Origin of the sequence: Hymenobacter sp. 5317J-9 (assembly GCF_022921075.1) — a bacterium.
In the GTDB taxonomy this organism is placed as follows: Bacteria; Bacteroidota; Bacteroidia; order Cytophagales; family Hymenobacteraceae; genus Hymenobacter.
Genome location: NZ_CP095050.1, coordinates 263,247 through 281,719 on the forward strand (window position 1 = coordinate 263,247; position 18,473 = coordinate 281,719).

The following is an 18,473-nucleotide window of genomic DNA, read 5'->3' on the forward strand; positions in this document are numbered from 1 at the left end:
ACCGAAGGTCAGCGTAATTAAGCCGCGCCCCTATACCGTGAGGCCGCCCAATTCTTCCGGCAGCCAGTCGGCCAGCAACTCGGCTGAATGGGCTGTTACGACGTCCCAGGAAAACGGCAGCCACAGGCCCCGCACGCTGTCGAACACTTCGGTGGCGGCCGGGCAGGCGAAGAGCTTGTAGTCGAACTTGGGGTAGCCGTGCACCAGGTAGCCGGGGTAATAATAGTCGAGGTGCTGGCGGCGGGCGTGGTCGGTTTTCAGCAGCAGCAGGTACTTGCCGAGGCTGTGCTTGCGGTAGGCCGGGTCGTAGAAATTGAGGATGCCGGCCAGGGTGCGCTCGCCGCGGTCGAAGACGCCGGCGGCAATCAGGCGCTCGCCGTCGCGCAGCTCAATGACCTGGGTATTGAAGACGTTGTGCGCCTCCCCGCCGAGCAGCACGGCTTCGATGGTGGGAGCGGCGTCGAAGTTGATGGAGGCGCGGTAGCGGGCGTACAACTCTTCGTATTCAGTTGTAATGCGGAATTGGCGAATGGTGGCCGAAAAGCGGGCGTTGCGGCGCAGCAGCGCCCGTTGCTCCGGCCCCCAACTGATGCGGCCCAGCGCCAGCCGCAACCAGTGCGCCGTGTAGAGGCGGCCCGCAAACGGCACGAAGTGGCAGGTGAACAGCTCCTGCTGCATCCGATAGTAGCCCTGGGCGAGGTAGAAATCCAGGGCTTCGCCGCGAATGATGGGTAGCTCGGAAGGAAAAGCGGACATAGAGAGTGCGGGCAGCAGAAACGCAAAAAGGACCAGAACGAGTCTCGGCGGTGAACATTGTCGTTGCACGACACGGTACCGGTCGTTCGACGAAGAGACGCAAAATATTGCGCCTCTACCCCACACATGCCAAACGCCCGCTTGTAGCGGGCGTCGGGTGGTTTCAATCAGCAAACAGCAAACAGCAAAGTGGCTAAAAAGTGCGCAGCGACAGGCAGTCGTCTTCCTTTTTGCGCATGGCTGTCTGGCTCAGCAGGTCTTTGTCGTGGTAGCCGAGCAGGTGCAGCACGCCGTGAATCATGACGCGGTGCAATTCGTCGCGGAAACTCACACCTAGGTCATGGGCGTTGTCGCGCACGCGCTCCACGCTGATGAAGATGTCGCCTTCCAAGATGTCGGCGTCGTCGGAGTTATCGAAGGTGATGACGTCGGTCAGCGTGTCGTGGTCGAGGTACTCGACGTTGAGCTGATGCAGGTAGTCGTCGGAGCAGAAGATGTACGTCAGCTGCACGATGCGGTGCTCATGCACAGCCGCCACGCGCTCAATCCAGCCAATGAGCTCCTCGGCGTCGGCGAGCTCGAATTCGGGCACGTCTTCCACCATGAACTCAATGCCCGGGGCTTCGTGGTGAAGCTCGCCGGGAGGAAAGTTGTCGTGGTGGGGCGGCCCCACCGGCGGGTGACTCATCATGCGGCAAACGGCAGCTTTAAGCGGCCACGTGGTCGGTGGTCGGGGTTTCGTCGGCGGGGGCGGGCGTGAGCTGGAAGGTGAGCTGCACGCGGCGGCCTTCTTTGCTGAACTCTACCTCATCGGCCAAATGGCGGATAAGGAAAATGCCGCGGCCCCCCGGGTTCTCCAGGTTTTCGGGTGCCGTGGGGTCGTCAAGGTTGTCGTAATTGAAGCCCGCGCCCTCGTCCTCAATCTCAAATTTGAGCTGCTGCGGCTCCACGTAAAGCGACAGGTAGACGTTTTTGTCTTTGTCGAACTTGTTGCCGTGGCGAATGGCGTTGTTCACCGCTTCGGTCACGGCCACCATGATGTTGCCGTAGATATCGTCCTCAATCTGAAAGGTATCCTTGGAGTTGTCAATGAAACTCTCGACCACGCGGATATTTTCAACGAGCGACGGAATCTGAATTTTTACCTGCTTCATAAGGCGGTTTGATAGGTAGGGCGGCAGCGGGTTAGGGGCGGCAAAAATAGTCTTTTAAACGGCAAAGCGCCACAACAATTTCTGCCGCAGTCCGGAAGCCCGGTTTAAGCAGAACGCTAAACACTTAACGAAACGGCTGCCGGTTTGGATGGTAGCCGCCGGCCGCTTACTTGATTTTCTGGAAATACTCCCCCACTTCGCGCTGGTAGTACGGGGTGAGGTTCGGGGGTGTACTACGTAGAAGTTCTGTCTGGCGTTCCTTGCTGCCCTTGTATTTATCAAACGCCGGCGGAAAAACCGGGGGTTTATACTGAGCGGCCTGGGCTTCGCGCTTGGTGTCCTGGTCGCGCTCGCGGGCCGATTTTTCCACTTCCAGCAGGCGGGTCAGGATTTGCTGCTGGCGCATGATGGTTTCCTCGGTGAGGCGCTTGTTCACGAGGTCGGTTTCGGTTTGCTCCATCATCTTTTTGATGTCGCCGGTGCCGCCCCCGCCCTCTTCGCCTTTGCCGTCCTTGCCGTTCTGGCCGCCTTCTTTTCCTTCCTTGGTGCCCTCCTTGCCGTCTTTGCCTTCGCCGGCCTGGCCCTGGCCGGGTTTGCCGCCGGGCTTGCCCTGCCCCTGTTGCAGCTTGTCGAGCTGCTGCATGGCTTGTCGCAGCATCTGCTGCTGGGCGGCCAGCTTGGCCAGCTCTTCTGACATCTGCCGGCCCTGCTTGCCGCTTTGCGAGAGCTTCTGAATCTGCTCGTTGAGTTGCTGCTGCATCTTGCCCATGTTGCCGGGGCCGGGCTTGCTGCCCTGGCCCTGCCCTTTGCCCTTGCCTTTTTTCTTGCCGGGCTTGCCCTGGCCGTCCTGCGGCTGGCCTTTGCCGGCCTGCTGCTCCTGCTGCATCTGGTCGAGGGAGCCTTGCAGCATCAGGGCCAGGTTGTTCATGCTGGTCATGGCCTGCTGCTGGGTGGCGGTGGCGCGGCCGGGGTCACGCTGCTGAATGTGGGTGAGCGACTCGTCCATGCGGCCGTTCATCTCGCCCACCTCGCGGGTCACGAAGCTCTGGATTTTGGGCTCTTTCTTGGCCAAGGCGTAGAGCGAGTCCTGAATGATTTTGGCGTCGTCGCGCAGCTTGCGCTGGGTCTGGCCCAGCTGTACGAAGCGCGGGTCGGACTGGTCTACCCGGCGGAAATCCTTCATCAGGTTTTCCTGGTCGAAGCTCAGGGTGAGCAGGTTTTCGAGGATGTCGCGCAGGTCGTCGATGTTCTGTTGGGCCTGGTCGCTTTCTTCCTCGCTCATCTGGTCGCGCATTTTCTGCGCCATCTTTTTCATGCGCTGGGCGGCGCTTTTCTGCTTGGCGGCGGCCTTTGAGTTCTGGTTTTTGCCGAGCTGTTGCTGGCTTTCCTGCATGTCCTGGTCGGTCTGCTCCTGGTCGGGCTTTTGCTCATCCATGCCGTTCTGGTCGCCGAGCTCCTTGTCCATCTGCTTGAGGTCCTGCAGGTCTTTTTTCAGGTCCTCAAACTCCTTTTGGTTCTCGGCCTGCTGCTGCTTCAGCTGCTCCTGCTGAGCCTTTTGCTCTTGGTTCGAAAGTTTGTTGTCGGGGTTTCCCTTGTCGTTCTGCTGGGTTTTTTCGGCCAGCTTTTCTTCGTCCTTGGCCAACTCGTCGAGCTTATTGGCGGTTTCCTCCACCTTCTGCTCCAGCTGCATCTGCTTGAACATTTCAAGCGCGCGGTCCAGCTCCTTCTGCAAAGTATCTTCCTTGTTTTCGAGCTGCTGCAGCAACTTTTGCATCTCGGCATCGGGCTGCTTTTGCTCTTCCAGCAGCTTTTTCAGCTTGTCGTAGAGCTTCTTGGTTTCGGGGTCGAGCAGGTCGGCCATCAGCTTTTTTAGCTCCTCGGCCTTCTTGGCCAGCTCCTCGCTTTTAGGGTTGGCCTGGTCTTGCTTCTGCTGCAGCTGCTCAAACATCTTCTGCATCTGCTCCATTTGCTGGTTCATCTGGTTTTTTTGTTCCAGCATGTTTTCCAGCTGCTTCCGGTCCTGGAAGCTCATGTCGCGCTTGGTCTTGAGCTTGTCCTGGGCCTTGGCCAGCTCGCGCTCCAGCTTTTCGCTTTGCTTGGCGGCCTGGCTCATCTGGCTGGCCACCGATTCGGCCTGGGCGTTCAGCTCTTGGCGCATCTCGCGCCGGCCGGGCAGGCGGAACTCCGCCGGGCGGGTGCGCGTGGCCTTCGGCCCGTGCACGCCGTCGTTGTCCCAAGCCTCCACGTAGTATTCCAGCCGGTCGCCGGGCCGCAGGTTCAGCGGGTTGAGGTTCCAGGTGTAGGCGTAGGTGCCCGAGCTCTCACGCGGCAGTGCCAACGCCACGGTTCCCTGGCGGCTGGGCGCCGCATTGGGGCCTTGCCCGTCGCGCCGCAGGGCGTAGTGCAGCGCCAGACGGGTCAGGCCGTAGTCGTCGCGCACGGTACCGCCCAGGGCCAGGTAGCGACGCGTCACGGTGTCGGCAAAGGCTTCCAGCGTGAGCGTGGGCGCTAAATCCGGCACGGCCGTGAGCTGGTAGGAAATGGGGTCGCGGTTCAGGCTGGCCGGGTTTTTCAGGCGCAGCAGGTAGGGCTGGGAGTGCAGCACCCGCCGCACGGCCACGAAGGTGCCATCGTCGCCGGTGGCGGCCAGCGTCTCGTCCGGGTTCTGGAACACCAGCGCCAGCTCATCGGTGGCCGCCGTGGCAAATTCCCAGCGCACCGTGCTGCCTTCCGGCACCGTCAGGTTGCCGCCGTTTTCGATGGTTTCGGCGGCTTTGCCGGTGTAGGCCGGGTAGGTGATGTTGACTTTGAAGTCGCGCAGGTTGGGCCGTTCCAGCACCGTCAACTCGTATTCCGGCGAAGCAAATCCCGCTCCCTTGAGCTGAAAGGTCACATTGCCTTGCGGCTGCTCGAAGGTGTAGCGAAACTGGTCGCCGCGGCCGGCCACCTTGCTCAGGCGACGCTCGCCGTCGTTGTAGGCAATGCTTACATCGGCCGGCAGCGCATTGCCCGCCACGGCCACATCCAGCGTAAAATCTTCGCCCCGAAATGCCGTGAGCTTGGGGTTTTTAATCAAGAACTGAAACGGTGCCGGCGGCGAGTAGGCCCGCTTGTAGTGCCAGATGCGCTCGGTGCCCTGCACCAAAAAGCTGGGATAAAACGCCAGCAACAGCAGCAGCACGGCCGCGGGCACGGCCGCGTATTTCCACAGCGGCTTGCTCTGCTGCTTGATGTCGATGCCGTTGGCAAAGGAGATATTGCCCATTTGGGCGGCGCGCTGTTCTAGGCTGGCCGCAATGAGGGCATTGTCGCGGGCCTGGCCCTGCAGCTGCAGGGCGTTCAGCAGGCGGTCCTGCACGTCGGGGAAAAGCTCCCCTACCCTTCTGGCCGCCTGCTCGTCGCTCAGCAGCCGGCGCAGGTTGGTGAGGGCGGCCAACGGCGTCCAAATCCAGCGCGCAAAGCTGTAAATCGTGAGGCCGATGAATCCGAAGAGCAGCCCCGCCCGCACCGCCGTGGGCAGGTAGAGGAAATATTCGAGCCCGTTGAACACCACGAAAAACGTGAGCAGCAGCCCGCCGGCCACCAGCCCGCCGCGCACCAGCAGGTTCAGGTAAAACTTGCGCTTGAAGGCTTCCAGCTCCGTTCGCACCCGCGCCAGGGCGGGGTACTCGGCCGCCGCAGCGCCGCGCTCCATCAGCATCGCCATAAATGAGGTCTTATTCAGGAAAGATACATCAGGACGCGGCGCTTGGTTCGTAATGGGGGGCGTCTGTCATCCTGAGCGCAGCGAAGGACCTTCTCACGCTTGAATTATTTGTTCAGGCTTGACAAGGTCCTTCGCTGCGCTCAGGATGACAGACGCCGGCGCTACATTACCTCTACCCAAGCCGGGCAATGGTCGGAATGCACCACGTCGGGCAACAGACCCGCGCCGGCCAAACGGGGTTGCAGAGCGGCATCGGCCAGCCAGTGGTCGAGGCGCCAGCCCACGTTGCGGCTGCGTGAGCCGGCCCGGTAGCTCCACCAGGAGTAGTGCCCCACGGCCTCGCCGTGGTGGTGCCGGAAGGTGTCCACCAGCCCATCGGCCAAGAAGTCCTTGAACCACTGCCGCTCCTCGGGCGTGTAGCCGGGGCTGTTCTGGTTGGCCTTGGGGTTGTGCAGGTCGATGGCCGTCTGGCAGCAGTTGAAGTCGCCGCCGATGAGCAGCGGCGTGGTGCTGCCATCGGCCCGCAGCCGGGCCACGTAATCGCGGAAAAAGTGCAGCCATTCCACTTTGAAGGCCTGCCGCTCCGGCCCGCTCGTGCCCGAAGGCATGTAGGTGTTCAGCACCGACACGTCCGCAAAATCCAGCCGTAGCACGCGGCCTTCGTCGTCGTAGCAGCTTTGGCCGCAGCCGTGGATGACGGCTTTCGGCGCCACTTTCGTGAACGTGGCCACGCCGCTGTAGCCCGGCTTTTGGGCCGGATGCAGGTAGGCCGCGTAGCCCAGCGCCTCAAAGCCGGAAACGTCCATGGGCTCGCGGCTGGCTTTGATTTCCTGCAGGCACAAGACGTCGGGCGCGGCCTCGGCCACCCAGTCCAGCAAGCCCTTGCTCACCGCCGAACGCAGGCCGTTGACGTTATAAGAGACGATTTTCATTGGTTGATTATGCGGAGGAAAAAGTCCGTCATGCTGAGCGCAGCCGAAGCATGACGTTCTATTGGGTTACAGGTCGTCGCCGGGGTCGAGCGCGAAATACTCCAGCACGTGCCATTTCAGCATGCGCTCCTGCTCCTTCAGGTTGGCAAACGGCACCGGGCGCAGCAGCTTGTAGTGCGGCCAGCCGTCTTCGTCCACGCGCTCCAGCTCGTAGTGCCCGCTGAGGCTGAAGAGCCGGCAGGTGGCGATGTGCATCAGGTCCTGCTTCTGCTCCTTGGTGAAGGTGGTGATGCCCTGGTTCAGCTCCTGAATGCCGATGAGCAGCAGCAGCGCGTTCAAATCGGGCCGCTTGCCGAAACGCTCCTGCATCTCCAGCATCAGGGTTTCCCAGCGGGCTTCGAAGTCTTCTTCGGCCTCGTGGGTTTGGGCGGGGCTTAGGTCCTCGCTCATGCGGCGGGCTCGTTGCCGTGCGCGGCTTTGTGAGCGGCCAGGTCGGCCTGTTCGCCGGCCCGGGCCTCGCTGCCCGCTTCCGCTTTCAGGATTTCCCAGTACTCCACCGCGCGGCGGAAGTGCGGAATCACGATGCTGCCGCCGATGATGTTGGCAATGGCAAACACTTCGTAAATCTCCTCGTCGGTGAGCTTTTCCTCAAAGCACTTGCCCACGTGGTACTTAATGCAGTCGTCGCAGCGCAGCACCATGGAGCAGGCCAGGCCCAACATTTCCTTGGTTTTCACGTCGAGCGCGCCGGCCGCGTAGGTGTTGGTATCGAGGTTGAAAAACCGCTTGATGACTTTGTTGTCGGCCGCCATGATGGTGGCGTTCATCCGCTGGCGGTACTCGTTAAATTCGGTTACTTGAGACATTCGATTGATGTGCTAATTTTTTGATTTGCTGAGTTGCTGGCTATTGTGAGCCATTCAGCGTAGCTTGGGAGCCGTGGCACGAAACAGCCAAAGCGCCCGGCACTGTATGAGTGACCAGAAGGTACAAAGAACGGCCTTTCGTGCCAATCCCCGTAGAATGGCGGCCTTTCCCTATTCAGCCAAAAGCACATCAGCACATCTACCAATCAGCAAATCAATCTATGCTTCGCACCCTGTGGAATGATTTCGTCGGCCTCATCTACCCGCGCCTGTGCCTGGCGTGCCAGGAGCCGCTGGTGTCCGGCGAAAACCACCTCTGCACCGGCTGCCGGGCCGAGCTGCCCTATACCGATTTCCACCGCCTGCCGCCCGACCAAAACCCGCTGGGCCGCCGCTTCTGGGGCAAGCTGCCCATTCGCCATGCCCTGAGCTACCTGCGCTTCGTGCGCCACGGCCGGGTGCAGCATCTGCTGCACGAGCTCAAATACCAGGGCCAGCGCGACGTGGGCACCGCCCTAGGCCAGCTCTACGGGGCCGAGCTGCACGCCGCCGGTCTGGCTGCCGATTTCGACCTGGTGGTGCCCGTGCCGCTGCACCCTAAGAAGCTGGCGAAGCGCGGCTACAACCAGGCCGCAGCATTTGCCTCCGGATTATCCGATGGCCTGAAAGTGCCAGCAGGTATCACCACCCTCCGCCGCAACACCAACACCAAGACCCAAACCAAAAAGAACCGCGCCCAACGCTGGGAAAACGTGGCTACTGTGTTTGAGGTGGAAGACTCCGCACCCATTATTGGTCGCCGCATCCTGGTAGTCGACGACGTGCTCACCACCGGCGCCACCCTCGAAGCCTGCGGCGCCGTGCTGCTGGCGGCCGGCGCGGCCGAGGTCAGCATCGCGACAATCGCCTGCGCCGATAGGTAATCTTCGTCTCCGCATCGGGCAAACAAACAAAAAGGCCGCTCCTGATTCAGGAGCGGCCTTTTTGTTTGCTTGGGCTGAAGCTTACTTGTTCGAGCCGGCGTTAATCATCGCGCAACGGAAACCAATGGTAGCCGTGGCCGAGTCTTCGGCCATGAAGCGGCGCGTGCCGGGCGAGAGCCAGTAGGCCACATCGCGCCACGAACCGCCTTTGTACACGCGCACGTGGTCGTCAATCAAGGACTGGTAGCCTTTCTTGTCGTACTTCTCGGCAGGGTCACCCACGCCGTTGCGACGGAAGGGGTTCAGGTCTTCTACGTCTTGGAACGACAGGGGGCGGTACACGTCCTGCACCCACTCGTTCACGTTGCCGGCCATGTTATACAGGCCGTAGTCGTTCGGCGGGTAGGAGTAGATGTACTCCGTAATCATAGCGCCGTCGTTCAGGCTGCCGGCAATACCGGCGTAGTCGCCGCGGCCGCGCTTGAAGTTGGCCAGGAACTGGCCCTGCTTCTTGCCGTAGGCATTGCGGGTCGATTTGCCATCCCACGGGTAAATGCGCTTCTCTTCTTGGTTTTCGTTGCCCACTTCCTGGGTGCCCACGAGGGCCTGCGCGGCGTATTCCCACTCGGCCTCGGTGGGGAGGCGGTAGTTGGGCAGCGTGTTGCCTTTTTCGATGGAAACACCGCTTTTGCCGTCGGCCAGAGCACCAGCTGCACCCGTGGTTCCTTCGGCACCAGCTGCGGCGCCTTCGCCGGTGGCTTTGTCTTTCTTCTTGCCGAAGAGGCCTTTGCCTCCGCCGGGCTTGGCATCGCCGCCCGAGGCCAGACGCTCGTTTACCTTGGCCGTACGCCAGGTGCAGTAGTCATCGGCCTGCAGCCAGCTCACGCCCACCACGGGGAAGTAGCGGAAGCCGGGGTAACGCAGGTAGTACGTCACGTAGGGGTCGTTGAACGACAGGTCGCGGGCCCACACCGTGGTGTCGGGCAGGGCCGAGCGGTAAAATTCCTCGGCCGAGTCGGCGCGAATGAAGTGCAGGTATTCCAGCCAGTGAATGTTGGCTACCTCGGCTTCGTCCATGTAGAACGAGGCGATGGTCACCGTGCGCTCGATGTTGTCGTGAGTCTGGGTTACGTCCTCTTCTTGCGAACCCAGCACCGTGCGGCCGCCTTCAATGAACACCAGGCCGGGGCCTTCGGGGATTTTCTTGAAGTTGGCGACGGCCATGCCTTTCTCCGTATTATATTCAATACCCGTCGTAGAAGAATATTTACCCGGTTTCTGGGCCGTGGGCGGGCCTTTCTTGCCGCAGCTCGCCAAGACTACCAGGCCAAGCACGGATAGGCGTAGATAATTGGTTAATTTCATAACAAAGTTAAAATGAGTATGGGGCTGAGGAGTTATCTAAGGCAATTAGGACGCAATAATACAAAATATTAGAATGCCGGACAAGGTGCTGCCGGGTAAACTCTTCTTTTTAGGCGACGATGGGCGTTTTCCAATCGGTCAAATGCGCGAAGGGCCAGAGTTAGTTCGTGAGCGCCGCCCAAATCGGCGCTTAGGCGGCTGAGTCCCACGTCATAGCTGTAGCCCAGGCGCAGGCCGCCAGCCTGCACCCCGGCCACCACGGCCAGCACGTGCTGCACATCAACGTTGCCGAGCGGAGAAATATTGCGGTACACCGCCCCCAGCGTGACGGGCGAGGCCGTGACGTAAAGGCCTGTCTCCAAGCGCTGCGAGCCGCCCTGGCGGGTGTAGGCGGCCACGGGCGTGTAGCTCACCTCACGCGTGGCAATGCCCGGCCCGGGCTTGACGGCGAAGAACTTGTAACCCCCCGAAACGCTCAGCAGCAGGGGCAACTCGCTCTGTTGGCGAAAGCCCAGGTTAGGCTGGTTGAGGTGCTGACCCGCCACGCTGAGCCAGAACTGCTCGGTGTAGAGCACGGCACCGGTGCCCAGGCTGAGGTAGTTGGCGGGCGCAAAGTCGAGGGCTTCGGCCGTGGGCCCGGTCACGCTGCCGTCTTCCCGAATCTGGTCGCCAAACACGAAATTGTCATATCCGATGCGCTGGCGACCATAGCTGGCGCGCAGCCCGCCGCTGAGCGCCAGCTTTTCCTTGATGCGGGTGTGATATGCATAAAGCCCGCCGATTTCGAGCCGCGTATAGCCCACCGAGCCGGCCCGGTCCTGGTTGATGAGCAGGCCGAGGGCGTGGTGCTGGCCGGTTTGGTTGAGGCGCAGGTCGCCGGCCGCCTGGGTGCTCACAAAGGAGCCGGCCAGGGTGGGCAGCTGGTTGCGGTAGCTCAGCGTCACGCTATAGTCGTCGACCAAGCCGGTGAAAGCCGGGTTGGTGTGCAGGCGCGTGGCGAAGGGCTGAGAGAAGTACACGTCCTGCCCGCGGACGCCCAACGCCAGGCCCAACAGGCTGACCAGCAAGGCCGGCCGCAGGAGCTGAGAAAACGAAAGGAAACGCTGGAGCATGAGGACCGGGTAACGCCGCGGGGCCCGCCGTTAGTGTGGCCCCCGAAAGCGAAGGTACAGCCGCGGGCAGCACCGACGCCCGCGCGCCCGCCTCACTTTTGCAGCACTTTCACGCTGAGGCGGCGGTTCATGGCGCGGCCCTCCTCGGAGGTGTTGGGCGCGATGGAGTAGCGCGGGCCGTAGCCGCGGGCGTCGATGCGGCTGGGGCTGATGCCCATTTCCACGAGGCTGGCCCAGGCGGTGCGGGCACGGGCTTCGCTCAGTTGCTTATTCACTTTGTAGGTGCCGGTGCTGTCGGTGTAGCCGCCCAGCTTGATGCGGGCCGTGGGATAGGCCTTGAGCAGGGCGGCAATGTTGCGCAGCTGGCCCACCGACTCGGGTGCGAGCGTGGCCTTGCCGGGCATGAAAAATACACGGTCGAAGTTATACCAGCCCTTGGTGAGGTCGGCGGTGTCGACGCGGGCCGTGGGGTCGGACAGGAAACGGTAGAGGAAGCTTTCGGTAGAATTGGCACCAACTTCCGCAATGCTGGCGCCATTGGGCAGCTTCAGGGTAGTGGGGGCGCCGGTGTGGTAGAGGTAGTTGCCGCTTTTGGCATCGAAGTGGCCAGGCACGATGGGGTCGGTTACTTTTTTGGGCGCGTAGGGCTTGCCAGGGGTATAGGGGCGCCGACGGTAGCGCGCGGCAGGGCCCGCCGGCGAAGCACTTGGTTGCGAATTTGCCGGGCTTGACGGGGCCGGGCTTGCGGTGGGCACGCTTGCCACGGGCGTGCTTACGGTGGGCATGGCGGTGGGCGCCGCCGCGGGTGGGCGTGCCGCGCTGCCGCCTGAGCGCGGCCGGTTGGGCGTCAGGGTCACAAGCACGGGGCCACCCACCGCGGCTTCCTTGGCCAGGGTCATGGTGGTGCCTTGCGGCTCGGCCGCGGGGTTCTGGGCCTGGGAAGCAGAGTTGCGAGGGGCTTCAGCGGTCAGTCGGTTGAGCACCAAGGTGAAATTGGCAGTTTTGCCAGCTTCCAGAAAAATATTCTCCACGGTTTGGGGCCGGTAGCCGCCTTCGCCTACCCGTATCAGATAGGGCCCGCCCACCATCAGGTTCGGCACCATGAAGCGGCCGGCTTGGTCGGATGCCGTGGCGTGGCGCACGCCGGACGGCATGTGAATGACCGTTACGGCGGCCCCGGGTATGGCCCGCTGGTCGTCGGACTGCACATTTCCCATCAGGCTCAAGGTGCTGACTTGAGCGCGGGAAGCAGGGGTAAACGCAACCAGCAATGAAAAAAGCGAGATAAAGAACAATTTCATAATTGAAAAAGATGATTTCAGGAGAGCAAATATACCTGCCAAACAGGCGTTATAATAATTTGATAAAACTTTGTAACTTATCTAATTATCCAAATTGGTTTATACCAAGAGAATTTACGTTGTAGACCGCGCTGAGCCGACCATTGCGGTCGACCAGTGACCCGAAAATAAAGTTGCGCAACTGGTGCCAATATGCCGAATGCAACAGCTCAAACCGGGTTTCGGTGGCTTGACCAAAGACCAAAACTGAGCTATGGGGCACATTTTTACGCAGAAACTCCTTATGTCTTTGATTCGGGCCCGATTGTAAAAAACACAGTAGCTCGTCCGTTCTACCTTTGTTCACACTACTTTATTCGTTTCAGCTATGCGAAAAATTCTGTTGGGAGTCGTCGGGTTTTTGGTGGTGCTGGTGGTGGCCGTGGTGGCCGCGCCGTTCCTGTTCAAGGACAAGCTGCGGGCTTTGGCCGACAAGCAGATTGCCCAGCGTGTGCGCGCCCAGGTGCAATACGACCCCGCCAACATCGACGTGAGCGTGCTCCACTCCTTCCCGGATTTGACGCTCGATATCAAAAACCTGCGCGTGATTGGCCTCGACTCGTTCAGCCGCGACACGCTGGCCTTCCTGCCCAACCTGCGCGTGGGACTGGACGTGATGACCGTCATCAAAGGTCAGGAAATCAAGATTAACAGCGTGGAGCTGGAGCGGCCCGACCTGAGCCTGCGCCGCCTCAAGAGCGGCCTGGCCAACTGGGACGTGGTGGTTTCGGATTCGGCCGCCGCGGCCAAGGGCCAAGATACCGCTCAGGTGAACCTCGCCATCAAAGGCTGGAAGCTGACCGATGCCCACCTGCGCTACGAGGACCTGACCCTCCCTTTCCGCATGGAAGCCCGCGGCGTGAACCACTCGGGCAGCGGCGACTTCGCCAGCAACGTGTTCGATATGAAGTCGCAAACCACGGCGGCCGACCTCGACATGAGCTACAACAACGTGGCCTACGTGACCGATAAGCAGCTCGACGCCGACGTGACGATGAACATGGACCTGAACAAGAACCTGTATACGTTCAAGGATAACAAGATTAAGCTCAACGAATTCCCGTTCAGCTTTGCCGGCGCCATTGGCCTGCCTAATGCCACCGACATTACCTACGACATCACCTTCAAGGCGCTCGAAACGGACTTCAAAACCCTGCTGAGCCTGGTGCCGGGCGTGTTTACGGAGAAGTTCAAGAACATTGAGACCAGCGGCAAAGTGGCCTTCGACGGCTACTACAAGGGCACGCAGAACGCCCTGCACATGCCCGGCTACGGCGTGAACCTGGTGGTAAGCAACGGCCAGTTCAAGTACCCCGACCTGCCCCAGGCGGCCAGGAACATCAACCTGAAAATGCAGGTGGACAACCCCTCCGGATACACCAACAACGTGAAGGTGAACATCCCGCAGTTTCACCTCGACCTGGGCCCGAACCCCGTGGACGGCAACATCGCCATCGACGGCCTGGAGCCGATGAACGTGAACGGCCGCGTGAAAGCCAACGTGAACCTGGCCGAAGCCCTGAAGGTGTACCCGGTGAAGGACCTGACCATGCGCGGGCAGTTTTTTGTGGACGGCACGGCCAAGGGCGTGTATTCCAAAACCCAGATGCCGGTGGTGAACGCCGCCATCCGGCTGACCAACGGCTTCGTGAAATCGGCCAAATTCCCGGCTCCGATTGAGAACATCAACCTCAACGGCACGGTGGTGAACACCACGGGCAAGGTGAACGACACGCAGATAAACCTGCCCCAGTTCAAGATGGTGCTGGAGGGCGAGCCGCTGGAGGGCCGCCTAAGCGCGCACAACATCGACAAGCCGGTGTTCGACACCAACGTGCGCGGCACCGTGGACCTTACCAAAATCACCAAGATTTTCCCGCTCGAAGGCATGACCGTGACCGGCCGCGTGGCCGGCGACATTGCCGCCAAGGGCAACATGGCCGACGTGGAAGCCGGTCGCTACCAGAACGTGGTGGCCAGCGGCACGGTGCGCGCCAACAACGTGACCTACAAGAGCAAAGACCTGCCGCAGGGCGTGAAAATTAGCTCCGGCACGGCCACGTTCAACAACAACCAGATTGCGGTGCAGAGCCTGAACGGCACGGCCGGCAGCTCCGACTTTGCGGCTTCGGGCACGGTGAGCAATTATTTGGGCTACCTGTTCACGCCGGGGCAGTCGCTGAAGGGCAACCTGACGGTGAACTCGCGCAACTTCAACGTGAACGAGTGGATGGTGGACGAGGTATCGGCCAAGCCCACGGTGAAGGGCGCGGCGGCCCCGGCCAAGGCCGACGGCGTGTTGCAAATTCCGAAATACTTCGACCTGGTGCTGAACAGCCACGTCGACAACGTGACTTACGACAACCTGAAGCTGACCAACGCCAACGGCACGGTGACGGTGCGCGACCAGACGGCCGTGCTCAAGAACATGAACTTCAACACGCTGGGGGCCAGCTTTGGCACCACGGGCAGCTACAGCAGCAAGAACCTGGCGCACCCCAAGTTCGACTTCGGGCTGAATATCAAGGACCTGAATTTCCAGAAGGCGTTTGCGGCCTTCAACACCATCAAGACGCTGGTGCCGCTGGCCAGCCAGGTGGAAGGCGTGTTCGGCACCAACTTTAGCGTGAGCGGCGAGATGGGCCCTGACATGATGCCCAACCTGGCCACGCTGAGCGGCAAGGGCTTGTTCGACATTGTGCGGGCGGCCGTGAACCAGTCGGAGGTGATGACCAAAATTGCGAGCCTGACCACCCTGCCCGAGCTGAAAACCATTCTGGTGGTGGATAAGAAAATCCAGGCCAACATCGTGAACGGCAACCTCGTGGTGCAGCCGTTCGACCTGACCGTGGGCGACGTGAAAATGACCCTGGGCGGCTCGAACAGCCTCACCGGCGCGCTGGCCTACGTCACGGCCCTGAACGTGCCCACCGGCAAGCTCGGCAACGCCCTAAACAGCAAGCTCACCCAGCTCACCGGCGTGAAGGACATCCAGGGCACCGACCGCGTGACCCTGGGCCTGAACATTGGCGGCACCGTGAAGGCGCCCAGTGTGAAGCTGACCAGTGGCAGCGTGAAAGACCAGGGCAAAGCCATTGTGACCAACGTGGTGAAAACCAAGCTCACCGACGCCCTGCTGGGCCTGGCCACCAAGAAGAAAGCGGCCCAGGACAGCACCAGAGCCAGCACCGACGCCGCCGAGCAAACCGCCGAGGAAAAGGCCCGCATTGTGCAGGAGAAGGCTAGGCTGGAAGCCCAGGCCCGCCTCAAAAACCAGATTGGTCAGGGCCTGAACGGTCTCTTCGGCAAACCCAAGCCCAAGCCAAAACCCGCCGACCCCGAACCGGCGGACACGACCAAAAAATAAATTTCCCCCGAGAGAAGGCCGGCGCAACAACGCCGGCCTTCTGCGTATTGTACTATTTCAACGAGGGGCGGGACGCTGCTGATAAAATGGCGAGCCGGAGACCGAAAAACGCCAGGGAGCGAAATTCTGGCAGTATTGTTGGCAGCAGAGGCCCGGCAACCACCGGGGCGGCCAGGCCGTTTCAGGCTCCACAAGTATTATCCAATTCAATTTCCTATGAAAATCACTCGCCTATTTCCGCTTGCCTGCGCCGCGCTGCTGGGCCTGGCCAGCTGCTCCAAAGATTCGGACGGCAACACTTCGAAACTAGAAGTTCGGCTGATGGATGCGCCCGGCGATTTCCGCAGCGTGGTGCTGGATGTGCGCCAGATTGAGGTGCACCTGAAGGAAGAGAAAGACCCGGACGGCTGGAAAACCCTCGGCTTCACGCCGCAGGCCGTCAACGTGCTTGAGTACGTAAACGGCCGCTCGGCCTTGCTCGTGAGCGAAGACTTTGCCCCCGGCGACCTCAAGGAGATTCGCCTCATTTTGGGGCCCGACAGCTACGTCATTGGCACCGACGGCCAGCGCTACGACCTCAAAACGCCCAGCGGCCAAACTTCGGGCGTGAAGCTGAAGCTCGACAAAGCCTCCCTGCGCGAGCGCCAAACCTATCAGCTGCTGCTTGATTTCGACGTGGCCAAGTCCATCGTGGAGCGCGGCAACTGGCGCCCCGGCAACGACAAAAAGGAGCGCTACCTGCTCAAGCCCGTCATCCGCGTGGTGGCCCAGGACCTGCGCGCCGGCATCCGCGGCACCGTGACGCCGGCCGCCGCGCGGCCCCAGGTGCTGGCCATCCGGTCCACCATCCTTGGCCCCGACACGGTGAGCACCTCGGCCGACGCTTCGGGCGCGTACCAGCTTACCGATTTGGCCGCCGGTACCTACCGCGTGGAGTTTTTCCCCAGCACCACGGCGCCCGTGGGCCAGCCGACCTACCGCACGGCCGTGCGCACCGGCGTGGTGGTGACCAACGACCAGATTACCGACCTCGGCGCGGTGAGCGTGCAATAGCGCCTTCGCTTTCCAGACCAGCAAAGAGCCCCGACCTCACCTGAGGCCGGGGCTTTTTGCTTGCGGAAATAGCGGCTAGCGCAGGCGCTTGAGCAGCTCCAGCAACTCGCGCTGGGTGCTGCGGGTGCGGTCTTTGGCGTACCAACTATGCAGCTGGGTGGCAAAATCTTCGTAAGAAACGCCTTCCTGTTTGAGGCGCACAAACAGCTCCTGGGCGGGCGCCGGACGTGGGCCCCAGGTAGCCGCTTCGGTCAGGGTGTCGGTGTGCAGCACGACGAGCTTGGGAATGGAGCGGCCGCCGTTGGTGAGGTAGCGGTCCATGAGGTCGAGGTTTTCGTCGCGCAGCACGTAGCGGGTGGCAATTTTGCCCTGGCTGGCCTGAGCCACGGCTTCGAGCACGGGCACAATCTGGGCGGCGTCGCCGCACCAGCCCTCGGTTATCACCAGCCACTCGTAGCCTTCGCTGAGGTTGTCGAGGGCTTTCCGCACCTCGGGCAGCAGCTCAATGGTTTTGTCTAGGCGCTGCATGCGTTGGATGTTGAGGCGGGCGTACTGCACAATCTGCTCCGTTTGATTGGTGCCGGTGGTGCGGTTGTCGGCCATCAGCTCGTTGATGAGCTGGCGGTAGCTGGCGTAGGAATAAGCGCTGTTCAGGCGTTCGGCGGTGAGAACGGGAGTAGCGGCAATAAGCTCAGACATAAGCGAAAGCGTGGGGGTGGGTTTGGTAGGATGTTGGCACTAAAAAACCCCTCCGGGACCGGAAGGGTTTCGAAGCCACTTGCGGTGAGCGGCTACAGGCTGGGCACGGCCGTTTGGGCCGCCGCGCTCAGCTCGCGGCAGTAGGTGATGAAGTCGGAATTGACGGGCTCAAAGCCGTGGTCGCGCAGGCGGGTGGCCACCTGGGCGCGGTGGTAGCTGGCGTGCACCACGGCGTGGGTCAGAATGTCGTGCACCAGGCTGTCATAGCTGTCGCCCAGCGAGTTGGTGTATGAAATGAGGCGCTGCAGCTCGGTTTCGTCGGCGTTCACCATCAGCTGGTGCAGGGGATCCGAGGCTTGCTCGTGCAGGCGGTGCAGGGTGGGCAGGTCGTGCTCCTGCCACACTTTCACGGGGCTGGGCACGCCGTTGATGCGCGAAATCCAGATGGCCTGGGCATTGAGCACGTGGCTGAACAGGCGCAGCACCACGGCCGGAATTTCCTGGCCCGAAGCGGCAATCTCGTCGAGGCGGTTGAGCACGGTGTCGTTGGCCCACACATTAAAAGCGCCGAGTTTTTCTAAGGTATTCATATAGGTGAAATAGTGAGTGGGCGAAATGGTGAGTCTCTAGCGCGACGAACAAGGTTTCAATAGCTCACCATTTCACCGCTATCGGGGGTCTTGCCAGACCAGTTTCTCGTCGGTTTTGTTTTTGTCGAAGTCGGGGCACTTGCCGTCGCCCTTGCCGGTGATGCCGCCGTCGGGCTGGCAAATCAGCTTGCCTTTGGTGTCGAACACATTGGAGTATTGGTCGCAGCACGGGGCCGAGATGTAATACACCGTCTGGCCGCCGTAGCGGTAACGCAGAATGCGGGTGATGGGGTTGCGCTTGCGCTCGGCTAGCACCGCGGCAATGCGGTCTTTCAGCCAGAGCGGGCGGGAAGTGGTGTCCGATTCGGCCACGCGGGCGGGCACGGGGTCCACGGTGTTGGCGCTGGTGGGCGCGGGCGTGGCCGGGCCGTTCACTTGGCCGGTGGCGGGCGGCGTGGTGGGGGTGGTCACGCTCACTTGGTTGTGGGCGCAGGCCGAAGTCAGCAACAGAGAAGCGGCAAGAAAAAGCAGGCGCATGGGAAAAGAGTAAAAGATGAGACGCCCGGAATGGACAACCCGAGTATGGGTACGCCCGCTGCCCGCAATGGTT

The 18,473-nt window shown here is 61.4% G+C and carries 16 protein-coding genes; 3 read left to right on the forward strand and 13 right to left on the reverse strand.

Translation table 11 applies throughout. The features are described from left to right. Positions 1-30 precede the first annotated feature (30 nt). From MUN81_RS01130 to MUN81_RS01160, 7 genes are all read right to left on the reverse strand, one after another. On the reverse strand, positions 31-756 hold the full coding sequence (locus tag MUN81_RS01130; protein WP_245114568.1) for a GNAT family N-acetyltransferase: 726 nt from the start codon (positions 754-756) through the stop codon (positions 31-33). Between the two features lie 193 nt (positions 757-949). Beyond that, positions 950-1,447 carry an rRNA maturation RNase YbeY gene (gene ybeY / locus MUN81_RS01135; protein WP_317173387.1) on the reverse strand — a complete coding sequence of 166 codons (498 nt, stop codon included), beginning with the start codon at positions 1,445-1,447 and terminating at the stop codon, positions 950-952. A 16-nt stretch (positions 1,448-1,463) separates the two neighbouring features. Further along, complete coding sequence (locus MUN81_RS01140; RefSeq protein WP_245114569.1) at positions 1,464-1,910, reverse strand: ATP-binding protein; 447 nt, start codon at positions 1,908-1,910, stop codon at positions 1,464-1,466. A gap of 166 nt (positions 1,911-2,076) precedes the next feature. After that, positions 2,077-5,616 carry a DUF4175 family protein gene (locus MUN81_RS01145; RefSeq protein WP_245114570.1) on the reverse strand — a complete coding sequence of 1,180 codons (3,540 nt, stop codon included), beginning with the start codon at positions 5,614-5,616 and terminating at the stop codon, positions 2,077-2,079. A gap of 161 nt (positions 5,617-5,777) precedes the next feature. Then, the gene (locus MUN81_RS01150; protein WP_245114571.1) at positions 5,778-6,548 is read right to left on the reverse strand and encodes an exodeoxyribonuclease III; all 771 of its coding nucleotides are present in this window, start codon (positions 6,546-6,548) and stop codon (positions 5,778-5,780) included. Between the two features lie 66 nt (positions 6,549-6,614). Next, positions 6,615-6,998 carry a hypothetical protein gene (locus tag MUN81_RS01155; protein WP_245114572.1) on the reverse strand — a complete coding sequence of 128 codons (384 nt, stop codon included), beginning with the start codon at positions 6,996-6,998 and terminating at the stop codon, positions 6,615-6,617. Beyond that, on the reverse strand, positions 6,995-7,414 hold the full coding sequence (locus MUN81_RS01160) for a carboxymuconolactone decarboxylase family protein (protein WP_245114573.1): 420 nt from the start codon (positions 7,412-7,414) through the stop codon (positions 6,995-6,997). Before MUN81_RS01160 ends, MUN81_RS01155 begins: the two co-directional genes overlap by 4 nt. A gap of 221 nt (positions 7,415-7,635) precedes the next feature. Here MUN81_RS01160 and MUN81_RS01165 point away from each other — a divergent pair, with 221 nt between their 5' ends. After that, positions 7,636-8,337, forward strand: a complete 702-nt coding sequence (locus MUN81_RS01165) for a phosphoribosyltransferase family protein (RefSeq protein ID WP_245114574.1) — start codon at positions 7,636-7,638, stop codon at positions 8,335-8,337. 81 nt (positions 8,338-8,418) lie between these two features. Here the strand turns inward: MUN81_RS01165 and MUN81_RS01170 are convergent, their stop codons facing one another. The 3 genes from MUN81_RS01170 to MUN81_RS01180 all read right to left on the reverse strand — a co-directional run bounded on the left by MUN81_RS01170 (position 8,419) and on the right by MUN81_RS01180 (position 12,115). Further along, positions 8,419-9,702, reverse strand: coding sequence for an SUMF1/EgtB/PvdO family nonheme iron enzyme (locus tag MUN81_RS01170; protein ID WP_245114575.1), 1,284 nt, complete (start codon positions 9,700-9,702; stop codon positions 8,419-8,421). 68 nt (positions 9,703-9,770) lie between these two features. Further along, a complete protein-coding gene (locus tag MUN81_RS01175; protein WP_245114576.1) occupies positions 9,771-10,814 on the reverse strand; it encodes a PorP/SprF family type IX secretion system membrane protein in 1,044 nt (347 codons plus the stop codon). Between the two features lie 92 nt (positions 10,815-10,906). After that, positions 10,907-12,115, reverse strand: coding sequence for an OmpA family protein (locus MUN81_RS01180; protein WP_245114577.1), 1,209 nt, complete (start codon positions 12,113-12,115; stop codon positions 10,907-10,909). A 367-nt stretch (positions 12,116-12,482) separates the two neighbouring features. Here MUN81_RS01180 and MUN81_RS01185 point away from each other — a divergent pair, with 367 nt between their 5' ends. Continuing rightward, entirely contained in the window at positions 12,483-15,521 is a 3,039-nt protein-coding gene (locus MUN81_RS01185; protein WP_245114578.1) for an AsmA-like C-terminal region-containing protein, read from the forward strand. Between the two features lie 216 nt (positions 15,522-15,737). Further along, the gene (locus tag MUN81_RS01190; RefSeq protein WP_245114579.1) at positions 15,738-16,574 is read left to right on the forward strand and encodes a DUF4382 domain-containing protein; all 837 of its coding nucleotides are present in this window, start codon (positions 15,738-15,740) and stop codon (positions 16,572-16,574) included. A 75-nt stretch (positions 16,575-16,649) separates the two neighbouring features. Here the strand turns inward: MUN81_RS01190 and MUN81_RS01195 are convergent, their stop codons facing one another. The 3 genes from MUN81_RS01195 to MUN81_RS01205 form a co-directional block, all read right to left on the reverse strand. Beyond that, entirely contained in the window at positions 16,650-17,273 is a 624-nt protein-coding gene (locus tag MUN81_RS01195; protein WP_245114580.1) for a thioredoxin family protein, read from the reverse strand. A gap of 92 nt (positions 17,274-17,365) precedes the next feature. Next, positions 17,366-17,863 (reverse strand): DinB family protein, encoded by a 498-nt coding sequence (locus tag MUN81_RS01200; RefSeq protein ID WP_245114581.1) that lies wholly within the window; start codon positions 17,861-17,863, stop codon positions 17,366-17,368. 78 nt (positions 17,864-17,941) lie between these two features. Beyond that, positions 17,942-18,400 (reverse strand): hypothetical protein, encoded by a 459-nt coding sequence (locus tag MUN81_RS01205; protein WP_245114582.1) that lies wholly within the window; start codon positions 18,398-18,400, stop codon positions 17,942-17,944. Positions 18,401-18,473: the final 73 nt, after the last annotated feature.

Coding starts and splice junctions, on each gene's coding strand:
- MUN81_RS01130 (WP_245114568.1), bottom strand. CDS start 756: ATGTCCGCTTTTCCTTCCGAGCTACCCATCATTCGCGGCGAAGCCCTG.
- ybeY (WP_317173387.1), bottom strand. CDS start 1,447: ATGATGAGTCACCCGCCGGTGGGGCCGCCCCACCACGACAACTTTCCT.
- MUN81_RS01140 (WP_245114569.1), bottom strand. CDS start 1,910: ATGAAGCAGGTAAAAATTCAGATTCCGTCGCTCGTTGAAAATATCCGC.
- MUN81_RS01145 (WP_245114570.1), bottom strand. CDS start 5,616: ATGGCGATGCTGATGGAGCGCGGCGCTGCGGCGGCCGAGTACCCCGCC.
- MUN81_RS01150 (WP_245114571.1), bottom strand. CDS start 6,548: ATGAAAATCGTCTCTTATAACGTCAACGGCCTGCGTTCGGCGGTGAGC.
- MUN81_RS01155 (WP_245114572.1), bottom strand. CDS start 6,998: ATGAGCGAGGACCTAAGCCCCGCCCAAACCCACGAGGCCGAAGAAGAC.
- MUN81_RS01160 (WP_245114573.1), bottom strand. CDS start 7,414: ATGTCTCAAGTAACCGAATTTAACGAGTACCGCCAGCGGATGAACGCC.
- MUN81_RS01165 (WP_245114574.1), top strand. CDS start 7,636: ATGCTTCGCACCCTGTGGAATGATTTCGTCGGCCTCATCTACCCGCGC.
- MUN81_RS01170 (WP_245114575.1), bottom strand. CDS start 9,702: ATGAAATTAACCAATTATCTACGCCTATCCGTGCTTGGCCTGGTAGTC.
- MUN81_RS01175 (WP_245114576.1), bottom strand. CDS start 10,814: ATGCTCCAGCGTTTCCTTTCGTTTTCTCAGCTCCTGCGGCCGGCCTTG.
- MUN81_RS01180 (WP_245114577.1), bottom strand. CDS start 12,115: ATGAAATTGTTCTTTATCTCGCTTTTTTCATTGCTGGTTGCGTTTACC.
- MUN81_RS01185 (WP_245114578.1), top strand. CDS start 12,483: ATGCGAAAAATTCTGTTGGGAGTCGTCGGGTTTTTGGTGGTGCTGGTG.
- MUN81_RS01190 (WP_245114579.1), top strand. CDS start 15,738: ATGAAAATCACTCGCCTATTTCCGCTTGCCTGCGCCGCGCTGCTGGGC.
- MUN81_RS01195 (WP_245114580.1), bottom strand. CDS start 17,273: ATGTCTGAGCTTATTGCCGCTACTCCCGTTCTCACCGCCGAACGCCTG.
- MUN81_RS01200 (WP_245114581.1), bottom strand. CDS start 17,863: ATGAATACCTTAGAAAAACTCGGCGCTTTTAATGTGTGGGCCAACGAC.
- MUN81_RS01205 (WP_245114582.1), bottom strand. CDS start 18,400: ATGCGCCTGCTTTTTCTTGCCGCTTCTCTGTTGCTGACTTCGGCCTGC.